Source organism: Alcanivorax jadensis T9 (genome assembly GCF_000756655.1).
GTDB classification, from domain to species: domain Bacteria; phylum Pseudomonadota; class Gammaproteobacteria; order Pseudomonadales; family Alcanivoracaceae; genus Alcanivorax; species Alcanivorax jadensis.
In genome coordinates this window covers 446,926-472,923 of sequence record NZ_ARXU01000002.1, presented here as the reverse complement: position 1 = coordinate 472,923, position 25,998 = coordinate 446,926, and the positions used below count along the sequence as shown (strand labels likewise).

At 59.0% G+C, this 25,998-nt stretch carries 25 protein-coding genes; 14 read left to right on the top strand and 11 right to left on the bottom strand.

The window, feature by feature from the left end:
* The first annotated feature begins 68 nt into the window (after positions 1–68).
* On the top strand, positions 69–416 hold the full coding sequence (locus T9A_RS04640) for a hypothetical protein (RefSeq protein ID WP_035245456.1): 348 nt from the start codon (positions 69–71) through the stop codon (positions 414–416).
* A gap of 58 nt (positions 417–474) precedes the next feature.
* Here T9A_RS04640 and T9A_RS04635 read toward each other — a convergent pair whose 3' ends face one another.
* Positions 475–2,076: a GMC family oxidoreductase gene (locus tag T9A_RS04635; protein ID WP_035245454.1), complete on the bottom strand. Its 1,602-nt coding sequence runs from the start codon at positions 2,074–2,076 to the stop codon at positions 475–477.
* Between the two features lie 424 nt (positions 2,077–2,500).
* Here T9A_RS04635 and T9A_RS04630 point away from each other — a divergent pair, with 424 nt between their 5' ends.
* Both T9A_RS04630 and T9A_RS04625 read left to right on the top strand, forming a co-directional pair.
* The gene (locus T9A_RS04630; protein ID WP_052042478.1) at positions 2,501–3,388 is read left to right on the top strand and encodes a metal-dependent hydrolase; all 888 of its coding nucleotides are present in this window, start codon (positions 2,501–2,503) and stop codon (positions 3,386–3,388) included.
* Positions 3,389–3,674: 286 nt separating this feature from the next.
* Positions 3,675–4,574, top strand: coding sequence for a DMT family transporter (locus T9A_RS04625; RefSeq protein ID WP_035245453.1), 900 nt, complete (start codon positions 3,675–3,677; stop codon positions 4,572–4,574).
* A 13-nt stretch (positions 4,575–4,587) separates the two neighbouring features.
* Here the strand turns inward: T9A_RS04625 and T9A_RS04620 are convergent, their stop codons facing one another.
* The gene (locus T9A_RS04620; protein ID WP_084573394.1) at positions 4,588–5,598 is read right to left on the bottom strand and encodes an SDR family NAD(P)-dependent oxidoreductase; all 1,011 of its coding nucleotides are present in this window, start codon (positions 5,596–5,598) and stop codon (positions 4,588–4,590) included.
* Positions 5,599–5,737: 139 nt separating this feature from the next.
* Here T9A_RS04620 and T9A_RS04615 point away from each other — a divergent pair, with 139 nt between their 5' ends.
* Positions 5,738–6,337, top strand: a complete 600-nt coding sequence (locus T9A_RS04615) for a TetR/AcrR family transcriptional regulator (protein WP_232222005.1) — start codon at positions 5,738–5,740, stop codon at positions 6,335–6,337.
* 231 nt (positions 6,338–6,568) lie between these two features.
* Here the strand turns inward: T9A_RS04615 and T9A_RS17160 are convergent, their stop codons facing one another.
* Complete coding sequence (locus tag T9A_RS17160) at positions 6,569–6,742, bottom strand: hypothetical protein (RefSeq protein WP_198030612.1); 174 nt, start codon at positions 6,740–6,742, stop codon at positions 6,569–6,571.
* A 237-nt stretch (positions 6,743–6,979) separates the two neighbouring features.
* Here T9A_RS17160 and T9A_RS04605 point away from each other — a divergent pair, with 237 nt between their 5' ends.
* Positions 6,980–7,252 carry a hypothetical protein gene (locus T9A_RS04605; protein ID WP_052042477.1) on the top strand — a complete coding sequence of 91 codons (273 nt, stop codon included), beginning with the start codon at positions 6,980–6,982 and terminating at the stop codon, positions 7,250–7,252.
* A 157-nt stretch (positions 7,253–7,409) separates the two neighbouring features.
* Positions 7,410–8,255 (top strand): lysophospholipid acyltransferase family protein, encoded by an 846-nt coding sequence (locus T9A_RS04600; protein ID WP_232222004.1) that lies wholly within the window; start codon positions 7,410–7,412, stop codon positions 8,253–8,255.
* Between the two features lie 47 nt (positions 8,256–8,302).
* On the opposite strand, the gene T9A_RS04595 is transcribed toward T9A_RS04600, so the two are convergent.
* The gene (locus T9A_RS04595; RefSeq protein WP_035245447.1) at positions 8,303–8,665 is read right to left on the bottom strand and encodes a DUF6164 family protein; all 363 of its coding nucleotides are present in this window, start codon (positions 8,663–8,665) and stop codon (positions 8,303–8,305) included.
* Positions 8,666–8,789: 124 nt separating this feature from the next.
* The gene (locus T9A_RS04590; protein WP_035245445.1) at positions 8,790–9,290 is read right to left on the bottom strand and encodes a DUF2938 domain-containing protein; all 501 of its coding nucleotides are present in this window, start codon (positions 9,288–9,290) and stop codon (positions 8,790–8,792) included.
* Positions 9,291–9,353: 63 nt separating this feature from the next.
* Here T9A_RS04590 and T9A_RS04585 point away from each other — a divergent pair, with 63 nt between their 5' ends.
* Positions 9,354–9,776: a helix-turn-helix domain-containing protein gene (locus tag T9A_RS04585; protein ID WP_035245442.1), complete on the top strand. Its 423-nt coding sequence runs from the start codon at positions 9,354–9,356 to the stop codon at positions 9,774–9,776.
* Between the two features lie 90 nt (positions 9,777–9,866).
* Here T9A_RS04585 and T9A_RS04580 read toward each other — a convergent pair whose 3' ends face one another.
* Complete coding sequence (locus T9A_RS04580) at positions 9,867–10,817, bottom strand: alpha/beta hydrolase (protein ID WP_035245441.1); 951 nt, start codon at positions 10,815–10,817, stop codon at positions 9,867–9,869.
* A 97-nt stretch (positions 10,818–10,914) separates the two neighbouring features.
* Here T9A_RS04580 and T9A_RS04575 point away from each other — a divergent pair, with 97 nt between their 5' ends.
* The gene (locus T9A_RS04575) at positions 10,915–11,460 is read left to right on the top strand and encodes a TetR/AcrR family transcriptional regulator (RefSeq protein WP_035245563.1); all 546 of its coding nucleotides are present in this window, start codon (positions 10,915–10,917) and stop codon (positions 11,458–11,460) included.
* A 113-nt stretch (positions 11,461–11,573) separates the two neighbouring features.
* On the opposite strand, the gene T9A_RS04570 is transcribed toward T9A_RS04575, so the two are convergent.
* On the bottom strand, positions 11,574–12,479 hold the full coding sequence (locus tag T9A_RS04570; protein WP_084573393.1) for a metal-dependent hydrolase: 906 nt from the start codon (positions 12,477–12,479) through the stop codon (positions 11,574–11,576).
* A 109-nt stretch (positions 12,480–12,588) separates the two neighbouring features.
* On the opposite strand from T9A_RS04570, the gene T9A_RS04565 reads away from it, so the two are divergent.
* Entirely contained in the window at positions 12,589–13,665 is a 1,077-nt protein-coding gene (locus tag T9A_RS04565) for an AraC family transcriptional regulator (RefSeq protein ID WP_035245439.1), read from the top strand.
* Between the two features lie 568 nt (positions 13,666–14,233).
* Positions 14,234–15,592, top strand: coding sequence for an amidohydrolase (locus T9A_RS04560; protein ID WP_035245436.1), 1,359 nt, complete (start codon positions 14,234–14,236; stop codon positions 15,590–15,592).
* Positions 15,593–15,719: 127 nt separating this feature from the next.
* Here the strand turns inward: T9A_RS04560 and T9A_RS04555 are convergent, their stop codons facing one another.
* Positions 15,720–16,121, bottom strand: coding sequence for an MAPEG family protein (locus tag T9A_RS04555; protein WP_035245434.1), 402 nt, complete (start codon positions 16,119–16,121; stop codon positions 15,720–15,722).
* Positions 16,122–16,361: 240 nt separating this feature from the next.
* Between T9A_RS04555 and T9A_RS04550 the strand changes: the two genes are divergently transcribed.
* The 3 genes from T9A_RS04550 (at position 16,362) to yghU (ending at position 20,412) form a co-directional block, all read left to right on the top strand.
* Positions 16,362–17,318, top strand: a complete 957-nt coding sequence (locus T9A_RS04550; RefSeq protein WP_035245432.1) for an MBL fold metallo-hydrolase — start codon at positions 16,362–16,364, stop codon at positions 17,316–17,318.
* A 317-nt stretch (positions 17,319–17,635) separates the two neighbouring features.
* Positions 17,636–19,435: an ABCB family ABC transporter ATP-binding protein/permease gene (locus tag T9A_RS04545; RefSeq protein WP_035245430.1), complete on the top strand. Its 1,800-nt coding sequence runs from the start codon at positions 17,636–17,638 to the stop codon at positions 19,433–19,435.
* Between the two features lie 104 nt (positions 19,436–19,539).
* Positions 19,540–20,412 carry a glutathione-dependent disulfide-bond oxidoreductase gene (yghU, locus tag T9A_RS04540; RefSeq protein WP_035245429.1) on the top strand — a complete coding sequence of 291 codons (873 nt, stop codon included), beginning with the start codon at positions 19,540–19,542 and terminating at the stop codon, positions 20,410–20,412.
* A 57-nt stretch (positions 20,413–20,469) separates the two neighbouring features.
* Here yghU and T9A_RS04535 read toward each other — a convergent pair whose 3' ends face one another.
* On the bottom strand, positions 20,470–22,656 hold the full coding sequence (locus T9A_RS04535) for an alpha/beta hydrolase (protein WP_035245427.1): 2,187 nt from the start codon (positions 22,654–22,656) through the stop codon (positions 20,470–20,472).
* 429 nt (positions 22,657–23,085) lie between these two features.
* On the opposite strand from T9A_RS04535, the gene T9A_RS04525 reads away from it, so the two are divergent.
* On the top strand, positions 23,086–23,778 hold the full coding sequence (locus T9A_RS04525; RefSeq protein ID WP_198030611.1) for a hypothetical protein: 693 nt from the start codon (positions 23,086–23,088) through the stop codon (positions 23,776–23,778).
* A 128-nt stretch (positions 23,779–23,906) separates the two neighbouring features.
* Here the strand turns inward: T9A_RS04525 and T9A_RS04520 are convergent, their stop codons facing one another.
* Positions 23,907–25,364 (bottom strand): protein adenylyltransferase SelO, encoded by a 1,458-nt coding sequence (locus tag T9A_RS04520; RefSeq protein ID WP_035245422.1) that lies wholly within the window; start codon positions 25,362–25,364, stop codon positions 23,907–23,909.
* Positions 25,365–25,496: 132 nt separating this feature from the next.
* On the bottom strand, positions 25,497–25,979 hold the full coding sequence (locus T9A_RS04515) for a nucleoside deaminase (protein ID WP_035245419.1): 483 nt from the start codon (positions 25,977–25,979) through the stop codon (positions 25,497–25,499).
* Positions 25,980–25,998 lie beyond the last annotated feature (19 nt).

Below are 25,998 nucleotides of genomic sequence, written 5' to 3'. Positions count from 1 at the left end.
CAGGTAATGGTATACCAGCGTAAAACCGATAAAATCATCGTTTTCTCGGCGTCTGGGAGGTGAGGTTCATGATTTTTTTTCGCAGTTTGCTTGTCGCCATGCTCGTGATTCTGTCCGCGTACACCGCGGTTGTGGTTGGGAATCACGGAATGAATTTGCTGACGGTCTTCTTCGCCGATATGGCGGCGATAGAGTGGCCAGGCCAATTCAACCTGGATTTCATGTTCATGCTGGCGCTTTCGGCACTCTGGGTGCTGTGGCGGCAGGGAATATCCCTTTCCGGGATCGGGCTGGCGCTGTGCGCGTTTTTCGGGGGCGCTCTGTTCCTCTCCTGCTATCTGCTGGTGCTCAGTGTGCAGACAAACGGGGATGTCCGGAAAATGCTGCTTGGCAGGCATATGCCCGCTCATTCATGAGCGGGTATCTCGGTGGCATGAGAATGCGGCTGCCTTGTCGGTTTGATCGGGGCTAAGCCTAAGCCACCCGGCTGTTGCCCCGAATCATATCCACTGCTTTTTCCGCAATCATCATTGCCGGCGCGTTGGTGTTGCCGCCGATCAGGGTGGGCATGATGGAGGCATCGATGACGCGCAGCCCTTCGATGCCGTGAACGCGTAATTGCGGGTCGACCACGGCGTGTTCATCGGTGCCCATCTTGCAGGAACCCACCGGGTGGTAAACGGTGTCAGCGCGTTGGCGGATCACGTCGCGGATGTCGTCGTCAGTTTTCACATTTTCGGTGAACATGTCCTTCTTCATCCAGCGCTTTAGTGACGGCGCTTCCATGATTTTCTGCGTGATCTTGTAGCCTTCCACCATGTCTTCCAGATCCTGGGGATCGTCCAGGAAGGCCGGGTCGATCAGGGGCAGGTCGTCCGGGTTGGCGCTGGCCAGTTGCACGCTGCCCCGGCTGCGCGGGCGCAGCAGGCAGACATGACAGGAGTAGCCCTGGGTGAAGTGCATCTTGCGACCGTGATCATCCACCAGGGCGGTGACCATGTGCAGTTGTAGATCCGGGGCGGACAGTTCCGGCCGGGTTTTCAGGAAGGCGCCGGCTTCGGCAAAGTTGGAGGTCCACAGCCCGCGACGTTCCTTGCGATAGGTTGCCATGGCCATTAGCGCCCGCCACATGCCGCCCGGTGACAGGCCGAAGGTAGCCGGATTGTCGGTGGTGTAGCCGAAAATGAAATCCGGATGATCCTGCAGGTTCTTGCCCACGCCGGGCAGATGATGCACCACATGGATGTTGTGCTTTTTCAGTTCCTCCATATCGCCCACCCCGGACAGCATCAGCAGCTGGGGAGACTGGAAGGCCCCGGCAGACAGCAGCACTTCCTTGCGGACGCGGAGAGTACGCAGCTGTTTGCCCTGCTTGAATTCCACACCCACAGCGCGCTTACCGTCGAACAGGATACGCTGGACCTGGGCCAGGGTTTCCACCTGCAGGTTCTTCCGATCCAGGTGGGGAAACAGGTAAGCCCGCGCGCTGCTCCAGCGCTCGCCATCCTTCTGGGTGACCTGAAAGACCCCGGCACCTTCCTGCTCGGCGCCGTTGAAGTCATCGGTAATGGGGATGTCGCACTCTCGGGCGGCATCCAGGAAGTAATCCTGAAACGGGTTGCCGGTGCGGCTGTCGCTGACCCAGAGCGGGCCGTCGGTGCCGTGGTATTCGTTATCGAGACGCTCGTTGTGTTCATTAAGGCGGAAGTAGGGCAGCACATCATCGTAGGACCAGCCGTCATTGCCCAGTGCGGCCCAGTGGTCGTAGTCTTCGCGGTGGCCACGGATATAGACCATGGCATTGATGGCGGAGGAGCCGCCCAGGCACTTGCCGCGGGGCTGGAAACCCTGGCGACCATTCAGGCCTTTCTGCGGGACTGTTTCCATGACCCAGTTATTGATGGGCTTGGAGAGCATGGCCACGGCGCCGGACGGCACGTTGACCAGCAGCCCGTCACCCTGGCCCCCGGCTTCGAGTAGACAGACGCGGGTGTCAGGGTCCTCGCTCAATCGCCCGGCCAGGGCGCACCCTGCAGATCCCCCACCAATGATGAGATAGTCAAAGTCGTTTTCCATGGCTGCATCCCTTTCTTGTCTGTTATTTACGGTGCGGCTCGACAGAGGCATCTGTTCCGGCCAGCATTCGCTGGTGGGGGCGGGTACCGATATCCATCACAACGTCAGGGAAACAGATTATCACCGGGTTTTTGTGGTGGTAAGTACTGTTTGTGTGACCGGCAGGGCGCTCCTGAGACCTTTTCCATACAAACCGCAGACAGTGAAAAGTCGCCCTGATAAGGCCATTGCCCATCGCGCTTTGCGGCATGCTGAATCAGGCCTCACGTGGCTTTAACGGCGGCTGGTGCCTTATGAGTAATAGCGTGTGCGATGCAAGTTTTAGCATCGTGCCAAGGGTCCCTGCGTATGTTTAGATGAGGCCCTTGTTTTTCCCGGCATGCTGTCAGTGTGCCTGAGGGCATTATGATGACTGGAGATTACAATGAGAAAGCTGTCTGCAGCGCTACGTCTGGTAACAGATAATACCCGCGCCAAGCCCATGCTGGTGCCGACGCGCAGGAGTATTCGCTTCAACGTGGACCCCAAACGGATTTCAGACTGGCACACCCCGGGCGGGCCCGTGCTGACGGCGTTTCTGAACACCTTCTCCACCATCCTGCCTGTGGGTGAGCGCTTCTTTATCGACAGTGTGCGTGCCTACCGGGATCAGATTACCGACCCCGAGCTGAAGAAGGCGGTGACCGCGTTCATCGGTCAGGAAGCCATGCATGGCCGGGAGCATGAAGAATATAACGATGCCCTGTTTGCGGTTTCCTCGGTGGCGCCCAAATTCGAGCGTCTGGTGGAGGGCGTGCTCAAGACCTTCAACAAGTACAGTGCCCCGGTGTCCCTGAGCGGCACCATTGCCCTGGAACATTTCACCGGACTGCTCGCGGATAGTGTGTTGAGTGATCCTCGCGTTGTTGAAGGCGCCGACCCGGCCTATGCCGCGTTGTGGCGCTGGCATGCACTGGAAGAAACCGAGCACAAGGCGGTGGCCTTTGATGTCTGGACGGCGGTCATGGGTAAAGGTGTTGGCGCCTATGGGCTGCGTTGTTTCGGACTGGGTCTGGCAACGGTGGTGTTCTGGGGGCTGGTGATTCCGGTCTTTCTTGAAGTGTTGCGCGAGCAGGGCAAGCTGACAGACTGGAAGGGCTGGCAGAAGTTTTTCCACTACACCTTCGGCGATATCGGCATGCTGCGTAAGCAGATTGGCAACTACCTGGATTACTTCCGCCCGGGTTTCCATCCCTGGGATCACGATAACCGTGAGTTGCTGCTGCAGATCGACAGTTTCCTGGCTGAGCAGGAAGCGGCTGCCTCCGCCTGATTGTCCCCGCCTGTTTCTTGAGGGCTGGCATCATGGTCTGCATGACCGTGGTGTCAGCCGGCGTTTATGACCTTCCCTTTTCTCACCGGTGATCACGTTCCCGTGGTCCTGTGACGACCACGACTGACTGCTTCCGACCTGCCTGCGGCGCTTTCTGCGGATGTTGCATACAGAAAAAATCTGCGTTTCAGTGACAGATGAGAGCCCATGAAAATGCGGCTTGCGTGTTGGTTCGTTCGTTGTCGCCTGGCGCGCCTTGCAGGGTGCCAGGGAGGCGGGAGTGCAGATGGCGCGCGTGAGCACAGCGTTGGTGATTGTGGCGGCCCTGTGCTGGGGGCTGTCAGGTGGCATTGGCGGTATGTTGATGGCCGAAGGCTGGAGTGCGTACCTGGTGTCGTTCTACCGGGGCGCGATTGGTCTGCTCCTGGTGCTGGTCTGGCTGATGCTGCAGCCGGGTGGGCATGGCCTGACGAGTCAGCGCTTATGGGGTTGGTCTGTGATTGCCGGCCTGGGTGTAGCCGGTAATTTCGCGTTCTATTTTCTCAGTATTTCCCAGGGCAGTGTGGCGGTGGCGGCCACGCTGATGTACTGCGCACCGGTGTTCGTTTACCTGGTGTCGTTTGCCTTGAGACTTGAGCAGCCATCTGTTTTGAAGTGGGCCGCCATTGCGGTGGTGATGCTGGGTATCGTTTTGCTGACCCGCGTGTATGACATGGGGGCGCAAGGGGTGACGGTGATCGGCGTTACTGCCGGTATGCTGGCCGGGGTCTGCTATGCCGTATTCATTTTCGGATTCAAATACGCCGCACCCCATGGCAGTCCCCAGGCGATTCTGTTCATCGCATTTTCGGTGTTGGTCATGATGCTGGTGTGGCCGGCGGATATTGGTCAGATTATGGCGGCCGCCAAGTCATCGGATTGGCCGCTGTTTGTCGGGCTGGGTGTTCTGGGCGCAGGGCTGTCGTTTGTGCTTTATGTGGTCGGCCTCAGGAATGTGGCTCCGGCCGTGGCCTCCATCGTGGCCATGGTTGAGCCGGTGACCGCGTCATTATTTGGTGTGTTGATATTGCATGAAAGCCTGGCTAGTTCTCAGGTTGTTGGCATTATATTGATACTGGTGGCGGTGACGGCACTGAGTGTGTATTCCGGTCCAGGCCGGCTCCCGGCCCGCTGGGGTGTTCACTGAGCAGACGGGCCAGCTAGGCCCGGTGCTTGTTCTCTCTGGCACGAAACGGTGCCACCTTTCTGTCGTTGTCCCTGTCTGCTATGCCATCGTCGCCTGCAAAGCGATCCTTGCGCGACACATAATCTGCCGGCGGGGTTTCAAACAGGCTCTGGTAGCTAAGGTTAACGATGGACTCAGAGGTCTTCGGCAGCAGGTAATACATGGCCAGGGCTCCCTTGCCGAAAATGCCGAGCTTGCGTTTGTTCTGGGTGATGACCACATCCAGTAGCCAGTTCACCGCCGTTTCCGGAGACATCACTGGCAGGTAGTCATAGATTTTGGTGGGCGCAATCATTGGCGTGCGCACCAGCGGATAGTTGATGGAAGAAAAGCGCAGGTTGGTATGGGCATATTCATTGGCCGCGACCCAGGTCCAGCCTTCCAGTGCCCACTTGGAACCCAGGTAGGCGGAAAAGCGGGCCGGGTTGGCCTGCACGCCCACGGTGGATACATTGATGATATGGCCTTCATCGCGGGCTTCCATACCCGGTAACAGGTTCACGGCCAGGCGCAGCGCGGCAAAATAATTGAGCTGCATGGTGCGCTCGTAATCGTGGAAACGGTTCACGGTAAATTTGATCGAGCGGCGAATGGAGCGGCCGGCGTTGTTGATCAGAATATCCACCCGCCCGTGATCCGCCAGAGCCTGCTGGCAGATGCGGTCGCACTCTTCCAGGTCGGTCAGGTCGCCGGGATAAATGCAGGCCTTGCCGCCACGTTTTTTTATTTTGCTGGCAATGGCTTCCAGTTTTTCTGCATTGCGCGCCACCAGCAACAGGGTGGCGCCGGCATCGGCCAGTTTCTCAGCCACGCCTTCGCCAATGCCGGAACTGGCACCGGTGAGTAATACCACCTTGCCGTGCACGCGGTCGTGCAGGGCCTGCCGGGGCGTCAGCAGGCTTTTGGCATTCCAGGCCCAATGATTACGAAAGCGGCTGATATAGGGGCCGATTCTAGGGCGTCTGAACTGGATATCGTTGGCCATACGGGTCTCATAACTTGCGGTAAGGAGTATTCGTGCAGCCATTGTAATCTGAGCATATACTCGGAAAAACTCGGATTTGCTGACTGGAACAGGCCTTTGAATCATGCGCACAGAAAAGTGGCAAGCTGCTGATTTCAAAATGAAAAAAGAACCCAAGCAGGCGCGCTCGAAGGCGTCGGTGGCTGCCATGGTGGGCGCCTGTGCTCGGATTCTGGAACGTCATGGTTATACGGGGCTGAGCACCAATGCCATCGCCGAGGTGGCCGGAGTCAGCATCGGTTCGGTGTATGAGTATTTCCCGGGCAAGGAAGCCGTGGTGGCCCGCCTTACGGAAGAGCTGCTGTCGGAAACCACGTCCCTGCTGCAAAACCGCCTGGATCAGACCGATAACCGTAACGACCTGCATGTGGCCATGCGCCATTTTCTGGGCGCGCTGTATTCGCTGATGCGCAGGCATCGCAAGCTGTTGCGGGTGCTGGTATTTCAGGTGCCGTATCTGCACCGGCTACCTGCGACCCGGCAACTGCAGAAAGAATTGCAGGAAGTTTTGCAGACCGGCTTGCAGAAAACCCGTCAGCAGTATCGGGTAAACGTGCATCCTTACTCGCTCTACCTGATGGCTACCTCAACCGCCGGCAGTTTGCTGCATCTGGTATTGATGGCTCCGTCCGGGATGGATCAGGAGGCCGTGCTGGATATATTGGCGTCAAAGTTGACTGCCTGGTTGATTCAGGATTGAGGCGGGGCGGGAAGGTCTGATCTGGATCAGGGCAAGAAGGGCCAGCGGAACTGGCCCTTGATTCTTGAAGCGCTTACAGCTTCTTGAGTTTCTTCTTCAACTTCTTCAGCGTGCTTTCCTGCTTGGAGATTTTGGATTTGCTGTTCTTGATCGCTTTCTTCAGTTTTTTACGCTTGGACATGATCGCAGTTTCCTTTTTCTGGATAGTCGTAGCGGGCCGGGGAAATACGGCTAATTGCCGGACTGCTTTTCCTGGTCCTTGATAAAGCTGCGAATAAACCGGCGTACCTCGCGTGCAGCACTGGTATCTAGCTCCTCACAGAGTGAGACAAACCGAGCACGCTCTTCATCATTAATGCGAATGATCAGCTGGCTATTTTTCTTTGGCGTTTTGGTCTTCGACATATCGATAACCGTCATTAAGAAAATAGGGCAGCATGTTCGCCGGTTTAAGCGCGGCACTCAACAACCCTATCGGCTATCATATAGATAGTCAATGTATATACATTCATGGAGAGCCGCCCTTTACCCGGTGGTGGTTTGGCGGTGAAAGGGCCGAGGATGGCTTGTCTGTTGTTATGGGATGGAACACCAGGTGATATCCTGTGCACGACGCTAAGTGAATAAAGAACGGGACGTATCATGCAGGAAATGGAACAGGCAGAAGACGATTTTGCACAGAAGGCTCTGGTGGACGCGGTGGAAAACCAGATTGCCGATGGCCACCCCCGTGAGGCGGGGCTGGTGATCATGGACCTGATCGGCCAGGGGGTGGGTCGTGAAGAAGCACTGGAAAAAATGGCGGATGTGCTGGCGGCGCATATTGCTGTCAGCATGAATGAAGAAACGCCCTTTGACGTGAATGCCTACGCCCGCGACCTGCTGCAATTGGCACAAGCCGATACATCCGAGTGATTACCCCGGGCACTTCCGGACGGGAACCCTTCTGGTCGCCGATTTCAAGCCCTTGTCGACTGGCCGTCAGCGGCGGCCCTGCCATGGTATCCAGCCTGTATAATGCTAGTCTTGCCCACCCTGGCGCTGACACCAGCGAAGACAGACCGAGGTAACCGTGTCCGATATCGAGATCCCCATTGAAGATTTCCGCCCGCCGTCCCTGCGCACCATGGCCCGGGTGACGGCCATGCAGCGCCGCTATTTCGACGCGACGCTGGAAGGCGCGGAAAATGTGGACCCGCAGCGACCGGGCCTGTTTGTGGGGAATCACGCGCTGATGGGCGTGCTGGACTCCCCGCTGTTCGTCTACGAACTGTATCGGCAGACCGGGGTGTTCCCACGCTCCCTGGGGGATCACTTCCACTTCCCGACGCCGGTGTGGGGCAAGCTGGTGACCCGTTTTGGCGCCGTGCCGGGTACCCGTGAAAACTGTCGCCGGTTGATGGAAAGCGGCCAGCATGTGCTGGTATTTCCGGGCGGCGCCCGCGAGGTAGCCAAGCGTCGGGACGAGATCAACCAGCTGGTGTGGAAGAAACGAACCGGTTTTGTCTACATGGCCATTGAGCAGGGGTTCGACATTATCCCCTTTGCCTCACTGGGCTGTGATGAGGCCTACGACATCGTTTATGACGGTGACGATTTTGCCAACGGCTGGCTTGGCAAGCGGTTGCTGGGCAACGACAAGATCAACTCGCTGATGCGCGGCGGTGATCTGTTCATGCCGTTAGTGAAAGGCATCGGTCCTACCTTGCTGCCCAAAGCCGAGCCTTTCCGCTTTGCCATCGGCAAGCCCATTCCGACGGCTCACCTGCAAGGCCAGGAAAAAGATCCCGCAGTGCTCTGGCAATTGCGCGAACAGGTCTCGGATGCCATTACCGGGATGCTTTCCCGCATGGATGAAGAACGCAAGGAGCAGCCGCGCCCGCTCTGGCGCAAAGTGCTGGGTGCACGCAAGCACTGAGCAACAAGACCGGGGGCAGGGTAGAGAAGGAATTCCCCAGAGTGTCCCTAACCCAGAGTCAGGAACGGCAGCAGCGTTACCAGTAACAGCACCAGCACCACCACGAACAATCCTGCCACGCGAAGCGGCTGTTCACGCAGTCGCCCTGCCAGTGTCGGGGCCGTCCCTTCCCGTTGTGCCTCCTCATAGGCCTCTCGCTGACGCCGGGCGCGTTCCTGCTGATAGTCGGCCAGTAATGCCTTGGCTCGCTCCCGGTCATCGGGCTGGGTCAGCCAGATGCCGCCGGAGGAGATCCCCCACATGCTCGGGGCGGTCTCATAGAACAGGATCTGGTGCTGTTCCAGCAAGGCGCGAACTTCATCGGCCTCGTCGTCCGGAACCCGGCGCAGATTCAGCAGTAAGGTGGTCATGGCGCTCCTGATGACGTGTCCAGGCCTGCCCGCGAGACACGGGCAAGGTGCAGAGGTTGGTACAGGATACATGGCTGCACAGGCCAATGGTTACTATCGCCGGGTGCCATGTTCAGCGTGATCATCAACCCAGTATCCCCTGTGACACCCAGCCACCCAGATACAGGCCCAGGCCAAATACGGTATGGGTCAGCAGACTTTGCAGGCGGGCAGCGTTGGGCGTCGGCATGCGGGAGGCCGCAATGCCGGCTCCCATGCCTGGCTGCATCAACAGAAACGGCGCGGCAACAGTGCCGATGCCAACCAGCAATGCCGGCACCAGGGTGGGCTGGTCGATCCAGCTTTGCCCTCCTATACCCAGCAGAATCCCCGCGAAGGCCAGGCCGGTAAGATAATGGGCCAGCCAGCCCGTGGCCTTTTCACCGGGCATGGCGGGTGAGGTGGCAATGGCGGTGTGGCGGAATTGCCCGTGGCGCATATGCAGCAACCAGCGGCCAACCATGGCGTAGTTGGGTGGAGCGACTCCCAGTATGGGCTGGCGTAGCCAGCTCCAGGCGTCCATGACCAGGGTGGCGCAAATCCCGATGACAATGATGCTGCTCAGGAACTCAGTGACGTTATCCATGGGGCTTCCTCAAGATGACTTTGATGATAATCTGCAACTTGAAGCTGGCTTGAGGTCAAGGTCGTGTTGGATATTACCGAAGTGGTGCGCCGGTCCGGCGTGCCGGCGTCGACGCTGCGATATTACGAAGAGAAAGGGCTGATCCTCTCCACCGGTCGCAGAGGGCTAAAGCGGATATTTGCCCCGCGAGTGCTGGATCAGCTGGCTTTGATCGCCCTGGGGCGGGCAGCGGGATTCACGCTGGATGAAATTGGCGAAATGTTCGATGCCGGCGGCGAGCCCAGCATCGACCGGCATGCCTTGTCGGCAAAAGCCGATGCGCTGGATGACACCATCCGCAAACTGTCTGCCATGCGTGACGGCCTCCGCCATGCGGCAAAATGCCCGGCGCCCAGTCACCTTGAATGCGTACAGTTCCGGCGTTTGATGAACATTGCGTCGGCACGGATGAAAGTGGAGAAACAACGAGGCAGTCAGGACATATAAAAAGGGAAAACAAAGAGCCGGCAAGCGTGCAGATCGACCTAGACGGGTATGACGCCACGAGAGTGGCGTCAGCGGCTCAACGTTTCACTGTCAGGCACTCTGCCTTTGATCTGCCTCCTGCGCAAAGCCGTCCAGTCCTTCCAGAAACATCAGTTGCTGGCGTATCACGCCGCTGAATGCCGGTTCGAAATAGGGTTCGAAGTGATTGGCTTCAATGCTGGTGATGGTCAGGTTGGGGTTGTTTACCTTGCGAAGGGTACTTTCCGTAAAGGGGGCGACGGAATCCTGGCTGGCACCGAGCAGCAGAGTCGGGATGCGGATGTCCTTGAGGCGCTTGAAAGGACGGTAGGGGCCCATGGTCATCATGGAGCGGGCTGCTACGCGGTTGTCGTAACGACGACCGATGCTGATTTCGGCCAGTTGCAGGGCTTTGCCGGCATCGTCCCGATCCATGGAGGAAAACGCTCCGGGTTTGCTGACCACGGGCAGGTAGATCGGCTGGCCCGGCTTAAGCAGGTCTGCCATGGCGTAGATCCCAAAGCGCAACAGCCGTGGCAGGGGGACAGCGCGTACTGCGGCCATGCCATCCAGCATGGGGACCTGGGCAATTGCCCCGGCCAATTCAGGGTGCTCGGCGGCCAGTTCCACCGCATGGCCCCCACCAAAGGATGAGCCCCACAGCACGATGCGACGTGGGTCGATGCCTGGCTGGCTTTTCAGGAAGGCCAGGGCGGCATCGCCATCGGCCACCCGCTGGCGGGCGGAAATCACATGTCGCGGCAGGCCGGCACTGTCGCCCCAGCCGCGATAATCAAAAGTCATGACCACATAGCCCGCCCGGGTAAATTCCTCGTAGTAGGACACCGTTAACGCATCCTGTATTCCGCCCCAGCCGTGCAGCATGAGGATAGCCGGCAGTGTTTCTGCTGAGGCCTTCGCTGGCCGGTGCAGGGTGGCTGCACACCAGGTTCCGCCGGAGTCAAACCCGGTTCGCTGGCTGTCACAGGTCAGGTCTTGGGGGCTGTGCCGCAGGGTATCCATTGTCGGGCTCCGGTTTTCTTGTATGTCATTCAAGAGCAAAGCGTAGCATTCTTGAATACCATACAAGATGACCGGGAAGACTATGGGAGAGGGCCCCTTGGCCAAGAACAAGCGCGATATTGATTTGAAGGTAAAGCAGGATGAGCTGGAGAGCACAGCATCCCGGCTATTCCTCTCACTGGGCTACGATGGCACATCCATGAACCGGATTGCCCGGGAGCTGGGAGTCGCCCCGAATACCCTGTACTGGTACTACGCCAGTAAGGACGAACTGTTGGTGGGTGTGCTCAACCGGCAGATGTCACAGACCCTGGTCCGCCTGCCGACCATCGTGGACAAACCCTTGAAGGAGAAGATGGCTTGGGCGTTGCGGGAGTTCGAGCAGAGTCGCGAGTTGGTGGCCACGGTGCATGCCCGGTTGGAACAGTCCGAGGTGATCCGGGAATGGCATGACCAGTTTCACCGCTTTGTGGAGGCGGCTGTGATCCATACCCTGCAAGCGGATGGCGTCGCCAGGGAACGCGCGGCCATGCTGGCGACAGTGGGTACCTTTCTGGTGGAGGGGTTGCTGGCCCATCCGCACAGTGAGAGCCAGCGCGAGGCCATCCTGCAGTGGTTTACCGAGAGCGCATTACCCGCCTAGCTCGGCCTGTTTCTAGAGGGAGAAATAGAAAACACAGAGGCATCGTATGCTTGCTCCCCCTGAAACAGAAAGCCCCGCTTGAGCGGGGCTTTCTGTTTTCGCTTGCTGAATAATCAGCCCCAGTCGCCCAGCCATTTCTTTTTCGCTTTCTCCACCAGGCCGCGGGCGTCGTGATCCCACGGGTGGAAGTTGGGGCTGTAGAACTTGAAGTAGGAGGGCAGCAGCTTGCGGAACACCCCGGGGCGGCCCCACATGTAGTTCACGGCGCCGAGCCAGGATTTCATGTTGCCCAGCTGGCCGTCTTCTTTCATCAGTTGCACCAGGTGCACGGCAGAGAATACCGGGAACAGGACGCTGACGATCATCATTTCGGTGACGCGGGTGAATTCGCTGCCGCCTATGGCTTTGTAAACGTCAAAGGCCACCGCCTTGTGCTCGGATTCCTCGATGGCATGCCAGGCCCAGACAGGGGCAATGCGTGGATCCATCTGTTCCAGAGCGTCGTACTTGAGCAGGAATTCTTCAGCCATCAACGCAGTGAAATGTTCCACCGCGACGGTGTGGGCGAGTTGACGTTCCGGGCTCAGATGTTTGCGCAGCAGATTCATGAAACCCAGGATTTCCTGCTCCAGCCGTGCCAGATCCACGCCGCGTTCCTGCAGGAAGCCGTTCATCAATTCATGCTCGCGGGAGTGGTGCGCTTCCTGGCCGATAAAGCCCTTGATGGCTTTCTTCAGTTCCGGGTCGGTAATCTGATCCTGGTAGTGACGCACCGAATCAATGAAAAAGCGCTCACCGGGCGGGAAACTGGCGGACATGGCAGCCAGCAGCAGGGTTTTCACCGGATCGTTGTCCCACCAGTAGCGCGGTATGTCTTGCGCCTCGCTGAAGGCGAACTGGGGACGGCGAACCTTGGGAATCATGTCCTTGGGGCTTTTGCCGGCCAGGGTGCGCAGGGAGCCGTTGAGGCCTTTGCGAGCCTTTGCCTTGCCCGAGCGAACAGGGACCACAGCATTCATGTCAGAACTCCTCGTTGAGGTATTTGTTCAATATGGCTCATACGGTACTGGTGAACGGGCAGGGGGCGTGAGATTCTACACGGACATTGTACTTGTCATCGGTGGCCAAATGCCGCACAGCGGACTTCTGACAGCAACCACACAACAACTGGCATCGTTTCCGGCCTGGGTACGACAACGCAATCAGGCCGCTACCTATCCACGTGCCTTTATGGAGGCGGCGATAGACAGTGGCGCCTCGCGGGAGCAGTTGTTGCAGGTTGCCGGTATTACTCCCGGCCAGATCGACGATCCGGCCGGGCGGTTGTCGTTGCACGATACCTGGAAGCTGGGGGCGGCGGCACTATCACTCAGTGGTAATGGCAGTCTGGGATTTGCCTCCGGCGACCGCATGCCCCTCACCGCCCATGGCAACCTGGGGTATGCGCTGATGTGTGCCGGTACTCCTCGGGAGGCCATCGCCATTCTGGAGCGCTTCTGGCATCTGCGCGGGCGCGGGGCGCAGTTGATGGTGAGCGAGAGCGAGGATCGCCTGTTCATGGAGTTGGTGCTGGAGCTTTCCGCCCCGGATGCCCTGCGCGACATGCTGATGAGCTCCATGCTGACCAGCATGTATCGCGGCATAGAGTTTCTGATACCGCAGCTGCCCGAGCAACGGCAAATCTGGCTGTATGGCGAGGAGCCGTCGGGGTTTGATCGCTGGCGAAGTCGGCTGCCGACAGTGCGTTTCGGGATGCCGCAGGCCGGTATTTCCCTGGCGGGAGATATCGCGTTGCTGGATCAGCCCCTACCCACCGCCAACCCGGAGGCCCTTACTCTGGCGCTGGCCCAGTGTGAACGGGAAAGTGCGCTGGTGGATGACGCCGATGACACCTTGCGCCGTGCTCGTGCCGCTCTGGTACTGGGCGCTGACGGGTACCCATCTCCGGAGGCTCTGGCCGATAGCCTGCACCTGACGCCCCGCACCCTGCGGCGGCGCCTGCAGGAACAGGGCTACAGTTATCAGCAGCTGCTGGAAGCCGCTCGGCGCCGGGACAGCTGTCAGATGCTGGCCGACCCTGACTTGGAAATCGGCCGCATTGGTGAGGCGCTTGGCTATGGCGACCCTGCCAATTTCACCCGCGCCTTCAAGGCGTGGACGGGCCTGTCTCCCAGGGAATGGCGCAAGCGCCAGATTGGCCACTGAGCGCGTTGCGCTCCCTTGTCAGCAAACATTGTGCGTGGCACCGACTGGACTGTGAGTGGAAGATAAGTTTGGCTATCCACAGGCCAGAGGCGGTAGTGGGTGATCTTGTGGCTTTTCTGGAACCAGGGCGACACAGATGTCGCGCTTACGTGGATTAATTGACGATGAAGCCGGACGATAAAGAAACAAAGCGTGCCAATCGGAGGCTGCAGTATTCCAGCAACCGGGGGCAGGCGAGCCACCGGGTGCGTTATGTGGAAAGTTCTGCGCCAGCCGCAGGTGAATGTATGTTGTGCGTAGGTTCCCTGGCGGATCTGGGGTCCATGTATTTTCATGGGCCGATCCAGGATGCCAGGCCGTTGCCAATGCAGTTACCGGCCCCGCTACTGGGCTGATCGCGACAGGGGCTGCAGCCCATTGATTGCGCCAAGCGATCCAGCCACACCATTGCAACTTTGTTGGCAAAGCGAACAGCCATGAACAGGCCTGAGGAGTCTGTGCTTGACCCGTTCTCCCATCCTGTGATCAATTAATGGAACTTAATTCCAAAAAAATAACGGGAGGGCACATGTCATTCATCAATGGGCTGCGCAGCAGCCTTCTGGCTGGCGCAGTGATGGCCTGCGGCCTGGCACAGGCCGCTATTCCCACGTCGCTGAGCGAAAAGGTAGGCAAGCTGGCTGCAGACCAGCAGCCGGAACTGGAAAAGGTGTTCCGTCAGTTGCACGCCAACCCGGAGCTGGCCTTCGACCTGCACGATACCTCTGCGCTGGTGGCCAAGCGTCTGAAGAAACTGGGTTACCAGGTGCATACCGGCATTGCGGAAACCGGCCTGGCGGCGGTGCTGAAAAACGGTGATGGCCCGGTGATCATGTTCCGCAGTGACATGGATGCCTTGCCGGTGAAAGAGGAGAGCGGCCTGTCCTATGCCAGCAAGAAGCAGGTGGAGCTGGATGACGGCAGCACCCGCTATGTGTCCCATGCCTGTGGCCACGATTCCCATACCGCCTGGTTACTGGGCATCGCCAAGGTGATGATGGAAACCCGCGATGCCTGGTCCGGCACTCTGGTGCTGGTGGGCCAGCCGGCGGAAGAGCTGATCGCCGGCGCTCAGGCCATGGTGGATGACGGCCTCTATGACAAGGTGCCCAAGCCCTCCCTGCTGATTTCCGCCCACGTGTACCCGGTGTGGCCGGCGGGCACGGTGGCGGTGAAAGCGGGCCGTCGCATGGCCGGTAGTGATCAGCTGGATGTACATCTTACCGGTATCGGTGGCCACGGCTCTCGCCCGGAAGGCACCATTGATCCGGTGGTCATGGGAGCGCGGGCGGTGATGGCCTACCAGACCATTGTCAGCCGCAATATCCCGGCCCAGGATCCGGCAGTGCTGACGGTGGGCGCCATGCAGGTGGGTGAAACCCATAACGTGATTCCGGAAACCGGCACCTTGAAGCTGAACCTGCGCTGGTTCGACAAAGGCGTGCGTCAGACCATGCTGGATGCCATCGAGCGGGAAACTCAGGGCATTGCCGTGGCAGCGGGTGTGCCGGAGGAGCGGAAGCCCACCATCACCATGCTGGGATATGCAGAACCGGTGATCAACGAACCGGCCCTGGCGGAGAAAGCCAATGCCACCCTGGTAGGGGCTCTGGGGAAAAAACGGATCATGCCCGGCATTCCGCCGGTGATGGGTTCCGAGGATTTCCCCATGCTGGTAGCTGGCATTGACGATGCCGAGACACTGTTTGTGGAAGTGGGGGGCGGCGCCCCGGATGTGATGAAGAAGTACATGAGCACCGGCGAACTGCCGCCACTCAATCACAACCCGAAATTCCGCATCGAAAATCCGGGCCTGGTAATTACCACTGCCGTGCAGGCCAACAGCGCCTTGTTGCTGGATGCCTTTCTTGCCGGCAACGCCGACTAAGTTCGACGCACGTTGTGCTGATACAAAAACAGCGGCCTGAGCCGCTGTTTTTGTTTGCAGGGAAGAACACAGCAATCAGGGACACGCATGGATTGAGTCGATTTGTGCGTGTCCCCGATTGAAGGGGTTACATCAAGGCGAAGGCCAGATACAGCATCAGGGCCACCTGGGCCAGGAACAGGCTGGCGCGAATGAATACCAGCGGGAAGCTTGTGCCGATCAGATGCACCAGGCTTTGTCCGATGCGTGCCGCCACAATAAAACCTGCTAGTGCGTTGACTGTATCGCTCTGGCCGGTGGCCGCTGCCACCAACACCAGGGCCGCAAACAGCGGCAGGTTCTCCAGGCAATTGAGATGTGCCGCCTTGGCACGAACCAGGATGGCCGGGTCATCAACCGCCTTGCCTCGCTCCCAATGATTCGCGGCCTTCTTGCCGGTGAGCACCAGCGGCAGCCGATAAGTGGCGTAGCTCAGTGCCAGAATCAGTGTCCAGACGATGTAAATCAGTAGTGCAGTCATTCCGGTCATGGGGCAGCCCTTTTCCACGCATAAAAGCCCAGTGTGGTCAGTGGCAGGGCAAGATGACGTGAAGCCCGGCGTTTCCCGCTGCCACCAGCAACGTCAGGTGCTGCTTGCCTGTCTCCAATCAGCACTCAAAGAGGGAGCGTGTCCCCGCTTGAAACGGCAGGCTGTCTGACCAAAGGTCGGGTGGCTGCCCCCGGTTGCGTGGCCTATAGTCGTTGGACTCAGCGACCTCAGGAGCCACGCATGACGTTCCAGACTTTTGACGACCTCGGCCAGCAAATTACCCGTATCGATACGGGCATGGTGCACGAAGGGCTGGCGGCCTGTTATCTGCTGGGCGGCGGTGATGAATACGCCATTATCGAAACCGGTACCCACAACACCGTGCCGACCATTCTTGCGCTGCTCAAAGAGCGCAAGATTGATCTGGCAAAGGTGAAATACGTGATTCCGACGCATGTGCATCTGGATCACGCCGGTGGCGTCGGTGGCCTGATGCAGGCGCTGCCAGCGGCGACCCTGCTGGTACATCCCCGCGGCGCCCGCCACATGATTGATCCGGCAAAGCTCAAGGCCGGTGCCACAGCGGTATACGGTGAGGCCCAGTTTGCCGAGATCTACGGCGATATCATTCCCGTGGATGAGCGCCGGGTGCGCACCATGGACGACGGCGATGAGGCCACCGTGGGCGATCGCAAGCTGGTTTTCATTGATACCCCCGGCCATGCCCGCCATCATTTTTGCGTGTATGACCCCAGGTCCCGTGGGATTTTCACCGGCGACACCTTTGGCTTGTCCTATCCGCCGCTGACCACCGCCAAGGGGCCCTTTATCTGCCCGACCACCACTCCGGTGCAGTTTGATCCGCCGGCATTGAAGGCCTCCATCCGCAAGCTGCTGGCGCTGCAACCCCAGCGTATTTATCTCACCCATTACAGCATGGTGGAAAACCCGCAACCGCTGGGCGAGCGCTTGCAGACCATGGTGGACGACTATGTGGCGCTGGCGGAAACCGTGGCGGCAACCGCCGACGGTGATGCGCTGGAAAAGGCGTTGATGGCGGCCATGAGGGAGTACTTGTTTGGCTGCGCCCGTGAACACGGCTGTGAGATGTCAGACGAGCAGCTGGAGGCTGTACTGGGGCTGGATATCCAGCTCAACAGCCAGGGCCTGGCGGTGTGGCTGCAGTCCCGGCGATGAAAGCCGGTATGCATGGCTGCATAGGTCGCCTCACATTGCTTGTAGGAGCGTCGCTGGCGGCGCGAGCCGGAACCACGTGAAGGTAACAACCGCCAGGGTGCACGAAGCCAGCAATCGCGCCACCAGCGACGTTATTCGCTTCGCTCACCCTGCGGGTCGGTCTGCGGCCGTTGCTCCGCTACGCTAAGCTCCTACAGAAAGGCTGGCCCACGATTCAGTATCTTTAACGGTAATCGGGGTCTCAGGTTTTCGGTCATCCGATGGTTGCCCGCCATGTTGTTATACTGCGGGCTCTTTTCTTCAAGGCAGGCCTTTTTATGCGCGGTATGAGCCAGGACGTTACCCCCAAGCCCATCGACTGGTCTGTGCTGAAAACCCTGTTTCCCTATCTGCTGGAATTCCGTACCCGCATTGCCCTGGCGGTGGTCTGCCTGGTACTGGCCAAGCTGGCCAGCGTGGGGTTGCCGTTTATTCTCAAGCACATCGTTGACGGGCTGGATGCCAACGACGCCAGTGAGTTGATTACCCTGCCGCTGGGTCTGTTGCTGGCCTATGGGGTGGTGCGTTTCTCCAATGTCCTGTTCGGTGAGCTGCGCGACACCCTGTTCGGTCGTGTCACCGAGCGGGCCATGCGACGAATCGGTCTGAAGGTATTTCGGCATCTGCATGCCCTGGATCTGGATTTTCATCTCAATCGCCGCACCGGCGGGCTGTCCCGTGATATTGAGCGGGGCACCAACGGCATCAGCTTTCTGCTGCGTTTCATGGTGTTCAACATTCTGCCCACCCTGTTGGAAATCGGCATGGTGATCGGGTTGTTGCTGTGGAATTACGATGCCTGGTTCGCACTGATCGTGGCGGTAGCTGTGGTGGCCTATGTGGGATTCTCCATTTTTGCCACCGAATGGCGGTTGGCCTTTATTCGTGAGGCCAATCAGGCGGAATCGTCCAGCAGCACCCGCGCCATCGACAGCCTGCTTAACTATGAAACGGTGAAATATTTCACCAACGAAGAATTTGAAGCCCGTCACTATGACGAGAACCTGGAGCGCTGGGAGCTGGCACGGGGTAAAAACCGGCTGTCACTGTTTGCTCTCAATGCCGGTCAGTCTTTTATTATTGCTGCCGCTGTCACAGCCGCGATGATAATGGCTGCGGTGCAGGTTACCGACAAGGTAATGACTCTGGGTGATTTCGTGCTGATCAATGCCTTCATGATGCAGGTGTTCATGCCGCTGAATTTTCTCGGCTTTGTTTACCGGGAAATGAAGGGTGCCATGACCAACATTGAAAACATGTTTGCGGTGATGGACGTAGAGCCCGGTGTGGTGGATCGCGAAGGCGCTACCGCACTGGCCGTGGGCGATGGCGAGATCCGCTTTCATGATGTGCACTTCGGTTATGGCGATACCCGGGACATTATTCGTGGCGTCAGCTTTACCGTGCCATCCAGACAGAAGGTGGCGATTGTGGGCAGCAGCGGGGCGGGTAAATCCACCTTGTTCAAGCTGCTGTTCCGGTTCTATGACGTCAGTAGTGGCGATATCACCATCGATGGCCAGTCGATTCGCCAGGTCAGCCAGACCTCCCTGCGTCAGCAAATTGGTGTGGTGCCCCAGGATACCGTGCTGTTCAACACCAGCATCTTCGAGAATGTCCGCTACGGTCGCATTGATGCCGGCGACGAGGAGGTGCGCGAGGCGATTCGTCTGGCCTATCTGTCCGACTTCATCGCTTCCCTGCCCAAGGGAGAACACACCATGGTGGGCGAGCGGGGCCTGAAACTTTCCGGCGGCGAAAAGCAGCGGGTGTCCATCGCCCGGGCATTGCTCAAGCATCCGCCGATCATGGTGTTCGACGAAGCCACATCATCCCTGGACAGCCACTCGGAAAAGATCATCCTCAAGGCAATTAGCGACATCTCTCACCAGCAGACCACCCTGGTGATTGCCCACCGCCTGTCCACCATCATGGATGCGGATCGCACCATCGTGCTGGACAACGGCCAGGTGGCGGAGCAGGGCAGCCATGTTGAGTTGCTGGCCCGGGGCGGTTTGTATGCGCACCTGTGGGACGTGCAGCAGCATGAGAGTGGGTCGATCGATCGATTAAACTGAAGCGTTTGTTCATTTTTTTCAGCTTGTTCCCGGCGCTCGGGCTGGCCATGATGAGGCAACATTCAACGTGCACAGGCCATGCCTGTCATCGATCGGGAGCAACTATGTCTGACCCCACCTACACCCCACCCCGTGTCTGGAAGTGGGACCAGGCCAATGGCGGCGCCTTTGCCAATATCAATCGCCCTATCGCCGGGCCCACCCATGACAAGGCCCTGCAAGTGGGCAAGCATCCCCTGCAGCTTTACTCCCTGGCCACCCCCAACGGGGTAAAGGTCACGGTGATGCTCGAAGAGCTTCTTGAGAAAGGCCACAAGGATGCGGAATACGATGCCTGGCTGATCAATATCCAGAATGGCGACCAGTTTGGCAGCGGCTTTGTGGAGGTGAATCCCAACTCTAAAATTCCCGCCTTGATGGATCACAGCGTTACCCCGCCGCGCCGGGTGTTCGAGTCCGGCAATATCCTGCTTTACCTGGCAGAAAAGTTTGGCGAATTTCTGCCCACGGACCCAGGCAAACGTACCGAAGCGCTCAGCTGGCTGTTCTGGCAAATGGGCAGTGCGCCGCTTCTGGGTGGCGGCTTCGGTCATTTCTATGCCTACGCCCCGGAAAAGTACGAATACCCGATCAATCGCTACACCATGGAGATCAAACGGCAGCTGGATGTGCTGGATCGCCAGCTGGCCGACAACGACTACATCGCCGGTGATGAATACACCATTGCTGATATGGCCATCTGGCCCTGGTACGGCGCTTTGGTCACCAACAAGGTGTATGAAGCGGCGGAATTTATTGAGGCGCACACCTACAAGAATGTACTGCGCTGGACCGAGCAGATCAGCAAGCGCCCAGCGGTGGAACGTGGCCGTAAAGTCAACCGGGCCTGGGGTGACCCTTCCAGCCAACTGTGGGAGCGGCATGACGCCAGCGACTTCGAATTGCGTACGCTGGATAAACTGCAAGCGAATCAATAACCGGGCCATGCCAGGCATGGCGAAAGCCCCGTCCCCGGGGCTTTCGGTTTCATCCGTTTATAGCGGGTTCACGAACAGCTGGTTGCGTCCCTGAACCAGGTCTACCTCTCTGCCATCGCTGAATGCCAGGGTGCTGCTGCCGTCACTGTCGATGTCCAGATTGATGGCGCCTGAAAGGCAGCTATCGGTAACATCAATGGTCATGTGATGAATGTTCTCCAGCGACCCGGTCAGGGTGTTGCCGCCTGGTAGCAAGGAATCGCTGCTCAATGTCCGTTGCGTGCTTACCCAGGGTATCGGGTAAGTGCCAGCTCCTGAGGTGAACTGGCGATCCATCTGCGGTGTGCCGCAGCCATCGCTTTGCAGTGAAATCTGGCTGGGCTCGGTGGAGCGATTGAGGATGTTGCTGACCCAGTAAGCGCGATTGTGATCAATGGCATATTCCGGGTAGGCCTGTGCCGGATCGTAGTAGTAACTGACCGTGCTCGGCCGGCTAACGGCCACACGGTTGGCGCTGTAATTGGCCATCTTCTGCCATTCATCCAGCAGGATATAGGTCAGGTGCTCCGCAGGTAGATGGAGGTAGAACACATAGTCTGAATTTCCGGCGACATATTTTTCCTGTAGTGCCAGAGCCGTAGTGACATGCACGATTTCATCGGCCGCACTGTAGGCATTGGCCACCGGGATATGCTCCAGATTTCCCAGGTAATCCAGCACGTTGTCTTCCGCACCAATGCTGAACTCCTGCTGCAGTTCCTGGAATGCAGACAAGGGGGCATCCAGTAGCTCAATGCCGGTGAGATCCGTCAAAGAGTCGAGCAATGTTCTTTCCAATGGCAGGTTCAGCAGGCTGCCGGTAAAGCCCACCCAGTTCACACCGGCAGCGTAATCCTGTGGATACAGTGCCGCCATTCTCAGCGTGCCATAGCCGCCCATGGAGTAGCCGCTCACCAGCACCTTGCGGCTGTCGATCGGGTAGTGTTCTTCCACGTCCGCGCGAACATCCAGCACATCACGCTCCGAGAGCCCGGTATAGAAACCCCGCGGCCCGCGGCCCAGGGGGGCGGCCAGAATGCGGTTGTTGGCATCGGCGAAAGAGGTCTGGAAATTGCTCTGGTTGATCTGGCTGGCGTGGTTGGCTTCGCAGCCGTGCAGTACCAGCTGCAGCTCGTGGGGGCCGTCCTGCTCCGGTACATAAAAACCGTAGGGCTGGTATTTCCCCAGGTAATGAAAATACTGGTCGCAGGGCAGGCCGGTATCACCCTGGCGGCCGGGGACGCCCCGCAGCGAGACCCCTTCACCGGGAGGAAGCGTGTATTGGGAGGTGTAAACGCGCTGCTGAAAACCGGTGACGGACTCCGCAGGGCGGGTGATGCGGTTTTCCAGATCACTGCGTGAAACCACGTCCCCGAAAACGGAAATGTCGCCGCTGCCGAGCGCCTGGGACTGTTTGTCTTCCCAGAAATTGCCCGCGTCTGGAAGAATCTGTTCCGGGATAGAAGCCGCACGGGCGGATTCATCGGGGCCACGGAAAGCCACATTCATCACCGTGCCGTCGTGCTGCGCCACCACAGCCTGAATGCGCCACTGTTCGGTTTCTGGCGCAGGAATTCGACCAGCAATAATGTTATTGATCGGGTCGCCTTCAGCGAAGGTATAGATCTCATCCCAGCCGTCACTGCGAATGCCCAGGCCCGGCCAGACGCCACCACCGGTACTGCTGTCATTGTCAGTATCAATGGCGATGACGGCGAGGCTGTCATCACTGCCATAAAGTGTATTCAGCTCGAAGCGAACAGACAGTTCATCGCCATCCAGAGCCAGTGCCAGCGAAACCAGGTCAGCGGTGTTTTCCATGCCGGCAGGGTAGCGTTGATCGCCCGCAGTGGGAGACAGCAGCCCGGGGGTGTTGGCAATCGGATTGAACACGCCGCCACCCCGTGACAGCAGATTCATCACGGTCAGGGGCGACAGGCCCACCAGGCCGGTATCCGCGCCGTAGTCATCATAGACATAGTCACGGTAAATGAGTGTGCCGTCGCACAGTTCTGTGGTGCCTGCCACCCAGCTGTTCCGCTGGCAGTCCACCGGCATGTCGGGCGGTGGCACGGGCTGATTGGGGGTGGGGGATTGCGGGGTCGAGCCAGGCGTCTGCGACACGCTACCAGAGCTGCCGCCGCCACCGCAGGCGGTAACAAGCAGTGCCAGGCTGGCGATGGATGCGTACTGTTTTTTCATCATTATTGTCCGCCTATGGGTGACAGCGACGGGGCAACCGGATGTGCCATGTGTCTCTTTCATGGCTGAAGAAGAGCCCGCCTGTCAGGGGCTTGAGATGTCACAGGGCATAGCGAACAGAGAGCGCGTTATCGCGATGCTGATGGGTGACTGCAGGGAGGTTGCCACTGCCTAACTGTGTTTTTATGACTGGTTTTATTCTGTTCTTAAGAAAACGTTTTTATAGCCATTTACTGCGATGTTTTGTAATGGAATTGTTTCCCTGTCTACCTGCCCGGTGAGTCGTACAAGTTGCCTGTTGAGCAGGGGGGAGAGACTTGGTGGCGTGCACCGCTGGCGTCCTGATGGAACAGCCCGCCTGGGCTCAGTGCATCCTGCGCTAGGCGTTGCGTTGGGGGTTGTATTGAGGGTGGCAAGGTGTGACGGTGCGCCGTGTTGCGCTACGCTGGCGCCATGACGATGCCATCGACGCCGGTTCGCTTGTCCCCCCTGGCCTGGGCCACCGCCTTGTTGCCGCTGGCGACTATGCATGTCTGTTATTTGTTGTCTGCCAGTGAGCAGCTGGTGCCCTGGTGTCTGCCCTGGTTCGAGGGCTGCACCAGTATTTCCCGGGCGTCCCGTTCCGGTACCGCCTATTTCGTTTTCAAGGCCGGCATGTTGCCGGCCTGCGTCTGCATGATGCTGTTCTGGTGGGCCAACCGTCACTGGCTGCGCCACATGCGGGTGGAGCCGAAAATCTGGTGGTGGCTGGGGATGCTGGCGCCGCTGCCCCTGGCGCTCTATACGGTGGTCCTTGGCCATGAGGGAGATACCCCTTACCTGCTGCGCCGGATCGGCGTGGTGGGATTTTTCGGCCTCACCTTTCTGGCCCAGCTGGGGCTGAGCGTGTCTTTGCGGCACAGTCCGATGTCAGCAGCGGGGAACTTGCTGCTGCGGTTATGCGGTTTTACCCTGTTGGTGGGAATAGCGTCGCTGATACTGGGGGTGATCTGGCCCGAGCACTACGACACCATGGATGACGGCTTTGAATGGGCTCTGGCGGTGTTGATCAATCTGCATACCCTGAGGGTGGCATGGCTATGGCAGCGCAGTGGTTTCGCCGTGAATGTCTCATCGGTTTCCTGAGCTGAAGTGCTGACTCAAGTATTGCCATGGGTGCGTAGCAAAGACCGCAGACCGGCCCGCAGCGAATAGCGTCGCTCCTGCGGAGTCTTTTGCGGGGCGGGGCAATCCATGGTTGGGTCAGCCGGTTATCAGGTTCCGCAAAAAGTCTGGCAGACCCGCTCCTCCGGAGCCGGCGGCTGTCGATAGCTGTCGTCCGGGTCGCGATCGGCATAGGGGTCGGCCAGTGCGTTCAGCAGTGCTGAGGTGACAGCCAGGTCACCCTGTTCCGCCGCCGTTAAGGCTTCTGCCACGCGATGGTTGCGGGGGATCACCGCCGGGTTGTGATTGCGCATCAGGCACAGGGACGACTTGAGGGGTTTGGAGTTGCGACCCAGACGGGCCTGCCAGCGCTGGTGCCAATTGATGAAGGCGTCATCCTGGTAAAAACCACCGGCGGGAAAGTGTTCGCCGGTGATATCGCGGAAGGTATTGGTGTAATCCGCCTGGTTCACCTTCATCCATTCAAGCAGATCGGTAATCAGTTTTTCATCCACCGGGTCATCACCGAACAACCCCAGCTTTTTCTTCATCATTGCCAGCCATTTTTCGCTGTAGCGTTCGCTGAAAGACTTGATGATGGCGGTGGCTTTTTCGATGGCGCTGTCCACATCCTCGTCGATCATCGGTAGCAGGGTTTCCGCGAAGCGGCTCAGGTTCCACTGGGTGATGGTGGGCTGATTGCCGTAGGCGTAGCGGCCCTGGTGGTCGATGGAGCTGAATACGGTGTCCGGGTCAAAACTGTCCATGAAAGCACAGGGACCGTAATCGATGCTCTCGCCACTGAGGGTCACGTTGTCGGTATTGAGTACGCCGTGAATAAAACCCACCCGCATCCAGTGGACGATCAGATCCACCTGGCTGTCCATGACCGCATCCAGCAGGGTCAGGGCCGGGTTGTCGGCGGGTTGTCGATCCGGGTAGTGGCGGTTCAGGGTGTAATCCACCAGTGCTTCCAGCAGCGCCGGGTTTTGTCGGCCGGCGGCGTACTGGAAGGTGCCCACCCGCAGGTGCGATGCCGCTACCCGGGTGAGAATGGCGCCGGGCAAGGCGGTTTCCCGTAATACCGACTCACCGGTGGCTACCACCGCCAGGCTGCGGGTGGTGGGAATACCCAGGCCATGCATGGCCTCGCTGATGATGTATTCGCGCAACATGGGCCCGAGTGCCGCGCGGCCATCGCCGCCCCGGGAAAACACCGTGCGGCCGCCGCCCTTGAGCTGGATGTCCCGGCGCGCGCCGTCCGGGGTGAGCTGCTCACCGAGCAGAATGGCGCGGCCATCGCCCAGCATGGTCAGGTTGCCGAACTGGTGGCCCGCGTAGGCCTGGGCGATCGGGTCGCTGCCGTCGATCTGCTCATTACCTGCCAAAATCGCAGCCCCGGCCGGGCTGTCCAGTGCCTCGTCGTCCAGCCCCAGTTCCCCGGCCAGATCCCGGTTGAGCAACACCATCTGTGGCGCCTTCACTGGCTGCAGGGGGCAGCGGGAAAACAGGTCTTCCGGCAGGTGGGTGTAGCTGTTGTCGAACTGGAAACCGTAGGGGCGGGTCATTGTGGGCGCTCTGCAAACCATGGGCGTACAGGTTAACAGGAGGGATCGGGCGGGGTCATTCGGTGTGCTGTATCGGAGGCCAGGCACTTCCTGAAAAAACCGCCAACATTCCCACAATCGAACAAAGGCTGCCTAGTAGTCTTCCCGGTCGCTGCTGGCCTGCCATAACTCGAAGGCGACCAGCCGGCGCGGATGATCAAGGTGTTCGGTGGTCAGCTGGCGCTGCGCGACAGGGAGAGCCAGCTCCTGGTAGATGAACTGATCATCAAAACCGATACGAGCCGCATCGGCCTGGCTGTTGAGATAGAACAGCTTGTCCGGCCGGGCCCAGTAGATGGCGCCCAGACACATGGGGCAGGGCTCGCAACTGCTGTAGATCACACAGCCATGCAGCTGGTGGCTACCCAGCTGGCGGCAGGCGGCGCGAATGGCTTCCATTTCCGCGTGGGCGGTGGGGTCATGCTGGTCCGTTACCCGGTTGCAGCCCTGACCAATGATGGCGCCATTTTTGACCACCAGTGCAGCAAAGGGCCCGCCAAGGCCGTGACGCACATTCTCCTCGGGGAGAGTGAGGACCGTCTGGATCAGGTTTTGGTGATTATCAAACGGTTCCATGGTGGCGGCTCCGAGCTAT

Coding starts and splice junctions, on each gene's coding strand:
- T9A_RS04550 (WP_035245432.1), top strand. CDS start 16,362: ATGACGTTCCAGACTTTTGACGACCTCGGCCAGCAAATTACCCGTATC.
- T9A_RS04515 (WP_035245419.1), bottom strand. CDS start 25,979: ATGGAACCGTTTGATAATCACCAAAACCTGATCCAGACGGTCCTCACT.
- T9A_RS04560 (WP_035245436.1), top strand. CDS start 14,234: ATGTCATTCATCAATGGGCTGCGCAGCAGCCTTCTGGCTGGCGCAGTG.
- T9A_RS04565 (WP_035245439.1), top strand. CDS start 12,589: ATGCCGCACAGCGGACTTCTGACAGCAACCACACAACAACTGGCATCG.
- T9A_RS04545 (WP_035245430.1), top strand. CDS start 17,636: ATGCGCGGTATGAGCCAGGACGTTACCCCCAAGCCCATCGACTGGTCT.
- T9A_RS04520 (WP_035245422.1), bottom strand. CDS start 25,364: ATGACCCGCCCCTACGGTTTCCAGTTCGACAACAGCTACACCCACCTG.
- T9A_RS04535 (WP_035245427.1), bottom strand. CDS start 22,656: ATGATGAAAAAACAGTACGCATCCATCGCCAGCCTGGCACTGCTTGTT.
- T9A_RS04570 (WP_084573393.1), bottom strand. CDS start 12,479: ATGAATGCTGTGGTCCCTGTTCGCTCGGGCAAGGCAAAGGCTCGCAAA.
- T9A_RS04605 (WP_052042477.1), top strand. CDS start 6,980: ATGCAGGAAATGGAACAGGCAGAAGACGATTTTGCACAGAAGGCTCTG.
- T9A_RS17160 (WP_198030612.1), bottom strand. CDS start 6,742: ATGTCGAAGACCAAAACGCCAAAGAAAAATAGCCAGCTGATCATTCGC.
- T9A_RS04635 (WP_035245454.1), bottom strand. CDS start 2,076: ATGGAAAACGACTTTGACTATCTCATCATTGGTGGGGGATCTGCAGGG.
- T9A_RS04595 (WP_035245447.1), bottom strand. CDS start 8,665: ATGACCACCTTACTGCTGAATCTGCGCCGGGTTCCGGACGACGAGGCC.
- T9A_RS04555 (WP_035245434.1), bottom strand. CDS start 16,121: ATGACCGGAATGACTGCACTACTGATTTACATCGTCTGGACACTGATT.
- T9A_RS04590 (WP_035245445.1), bottom strand. CDS start 9,290: ATGGATAACGTCACTGAGTTCCTGAGCAGCATCATTGTCATCGGGATT.
- T9A_RS04630 (WP_052042478.1), top strand. CDS start 2,501: ATGAGAAAGCTGTCTGCAGCGCTACGTCTGGTAACAGATAATACCCGC.
- yghU (WP_035245429.1), top strand. CDS start 19,540: ATGTCTGACCCCACCTACACCCCACCCCGTGTCTGGAAGTGGGACCAG.
- T9A_RS04615 (WP_232222005.1), top strand. CDS start 5,738: ATGAAAAAAGAACCCAAGCAGGCGCGCTCGAAGGCGTCGGTGGCTGCC.
- T9A_RS04640 (WP_035245456.1), top strand. CDS start 69: ATGATTTTTTTTCGCAGTTTGCTTGTCGCCATGCTCGTGATTCTGTCC.
- T9A_RS04580 (WP_035245441.1), bottom strand. CDS start 10,817: ATGGATACCCTGCGGCACAGCCCCCAAGACCTGACCTGTGACAGCCAG.
- T9A_RS04620 (WP_084573394.1), bottom strand. CDS start 5,598: ATGGCCAACGATATCCAGTTCAGACGCCCTAGAATCGGCCCCTATATC.
- T9A_RS04625 (WP_035245453.1), top strand. CDS start 3,675: ATGGCGCGCGTGAGCACAGCGTTGGTGATTGTGGCGGCCCTGTGCTGG.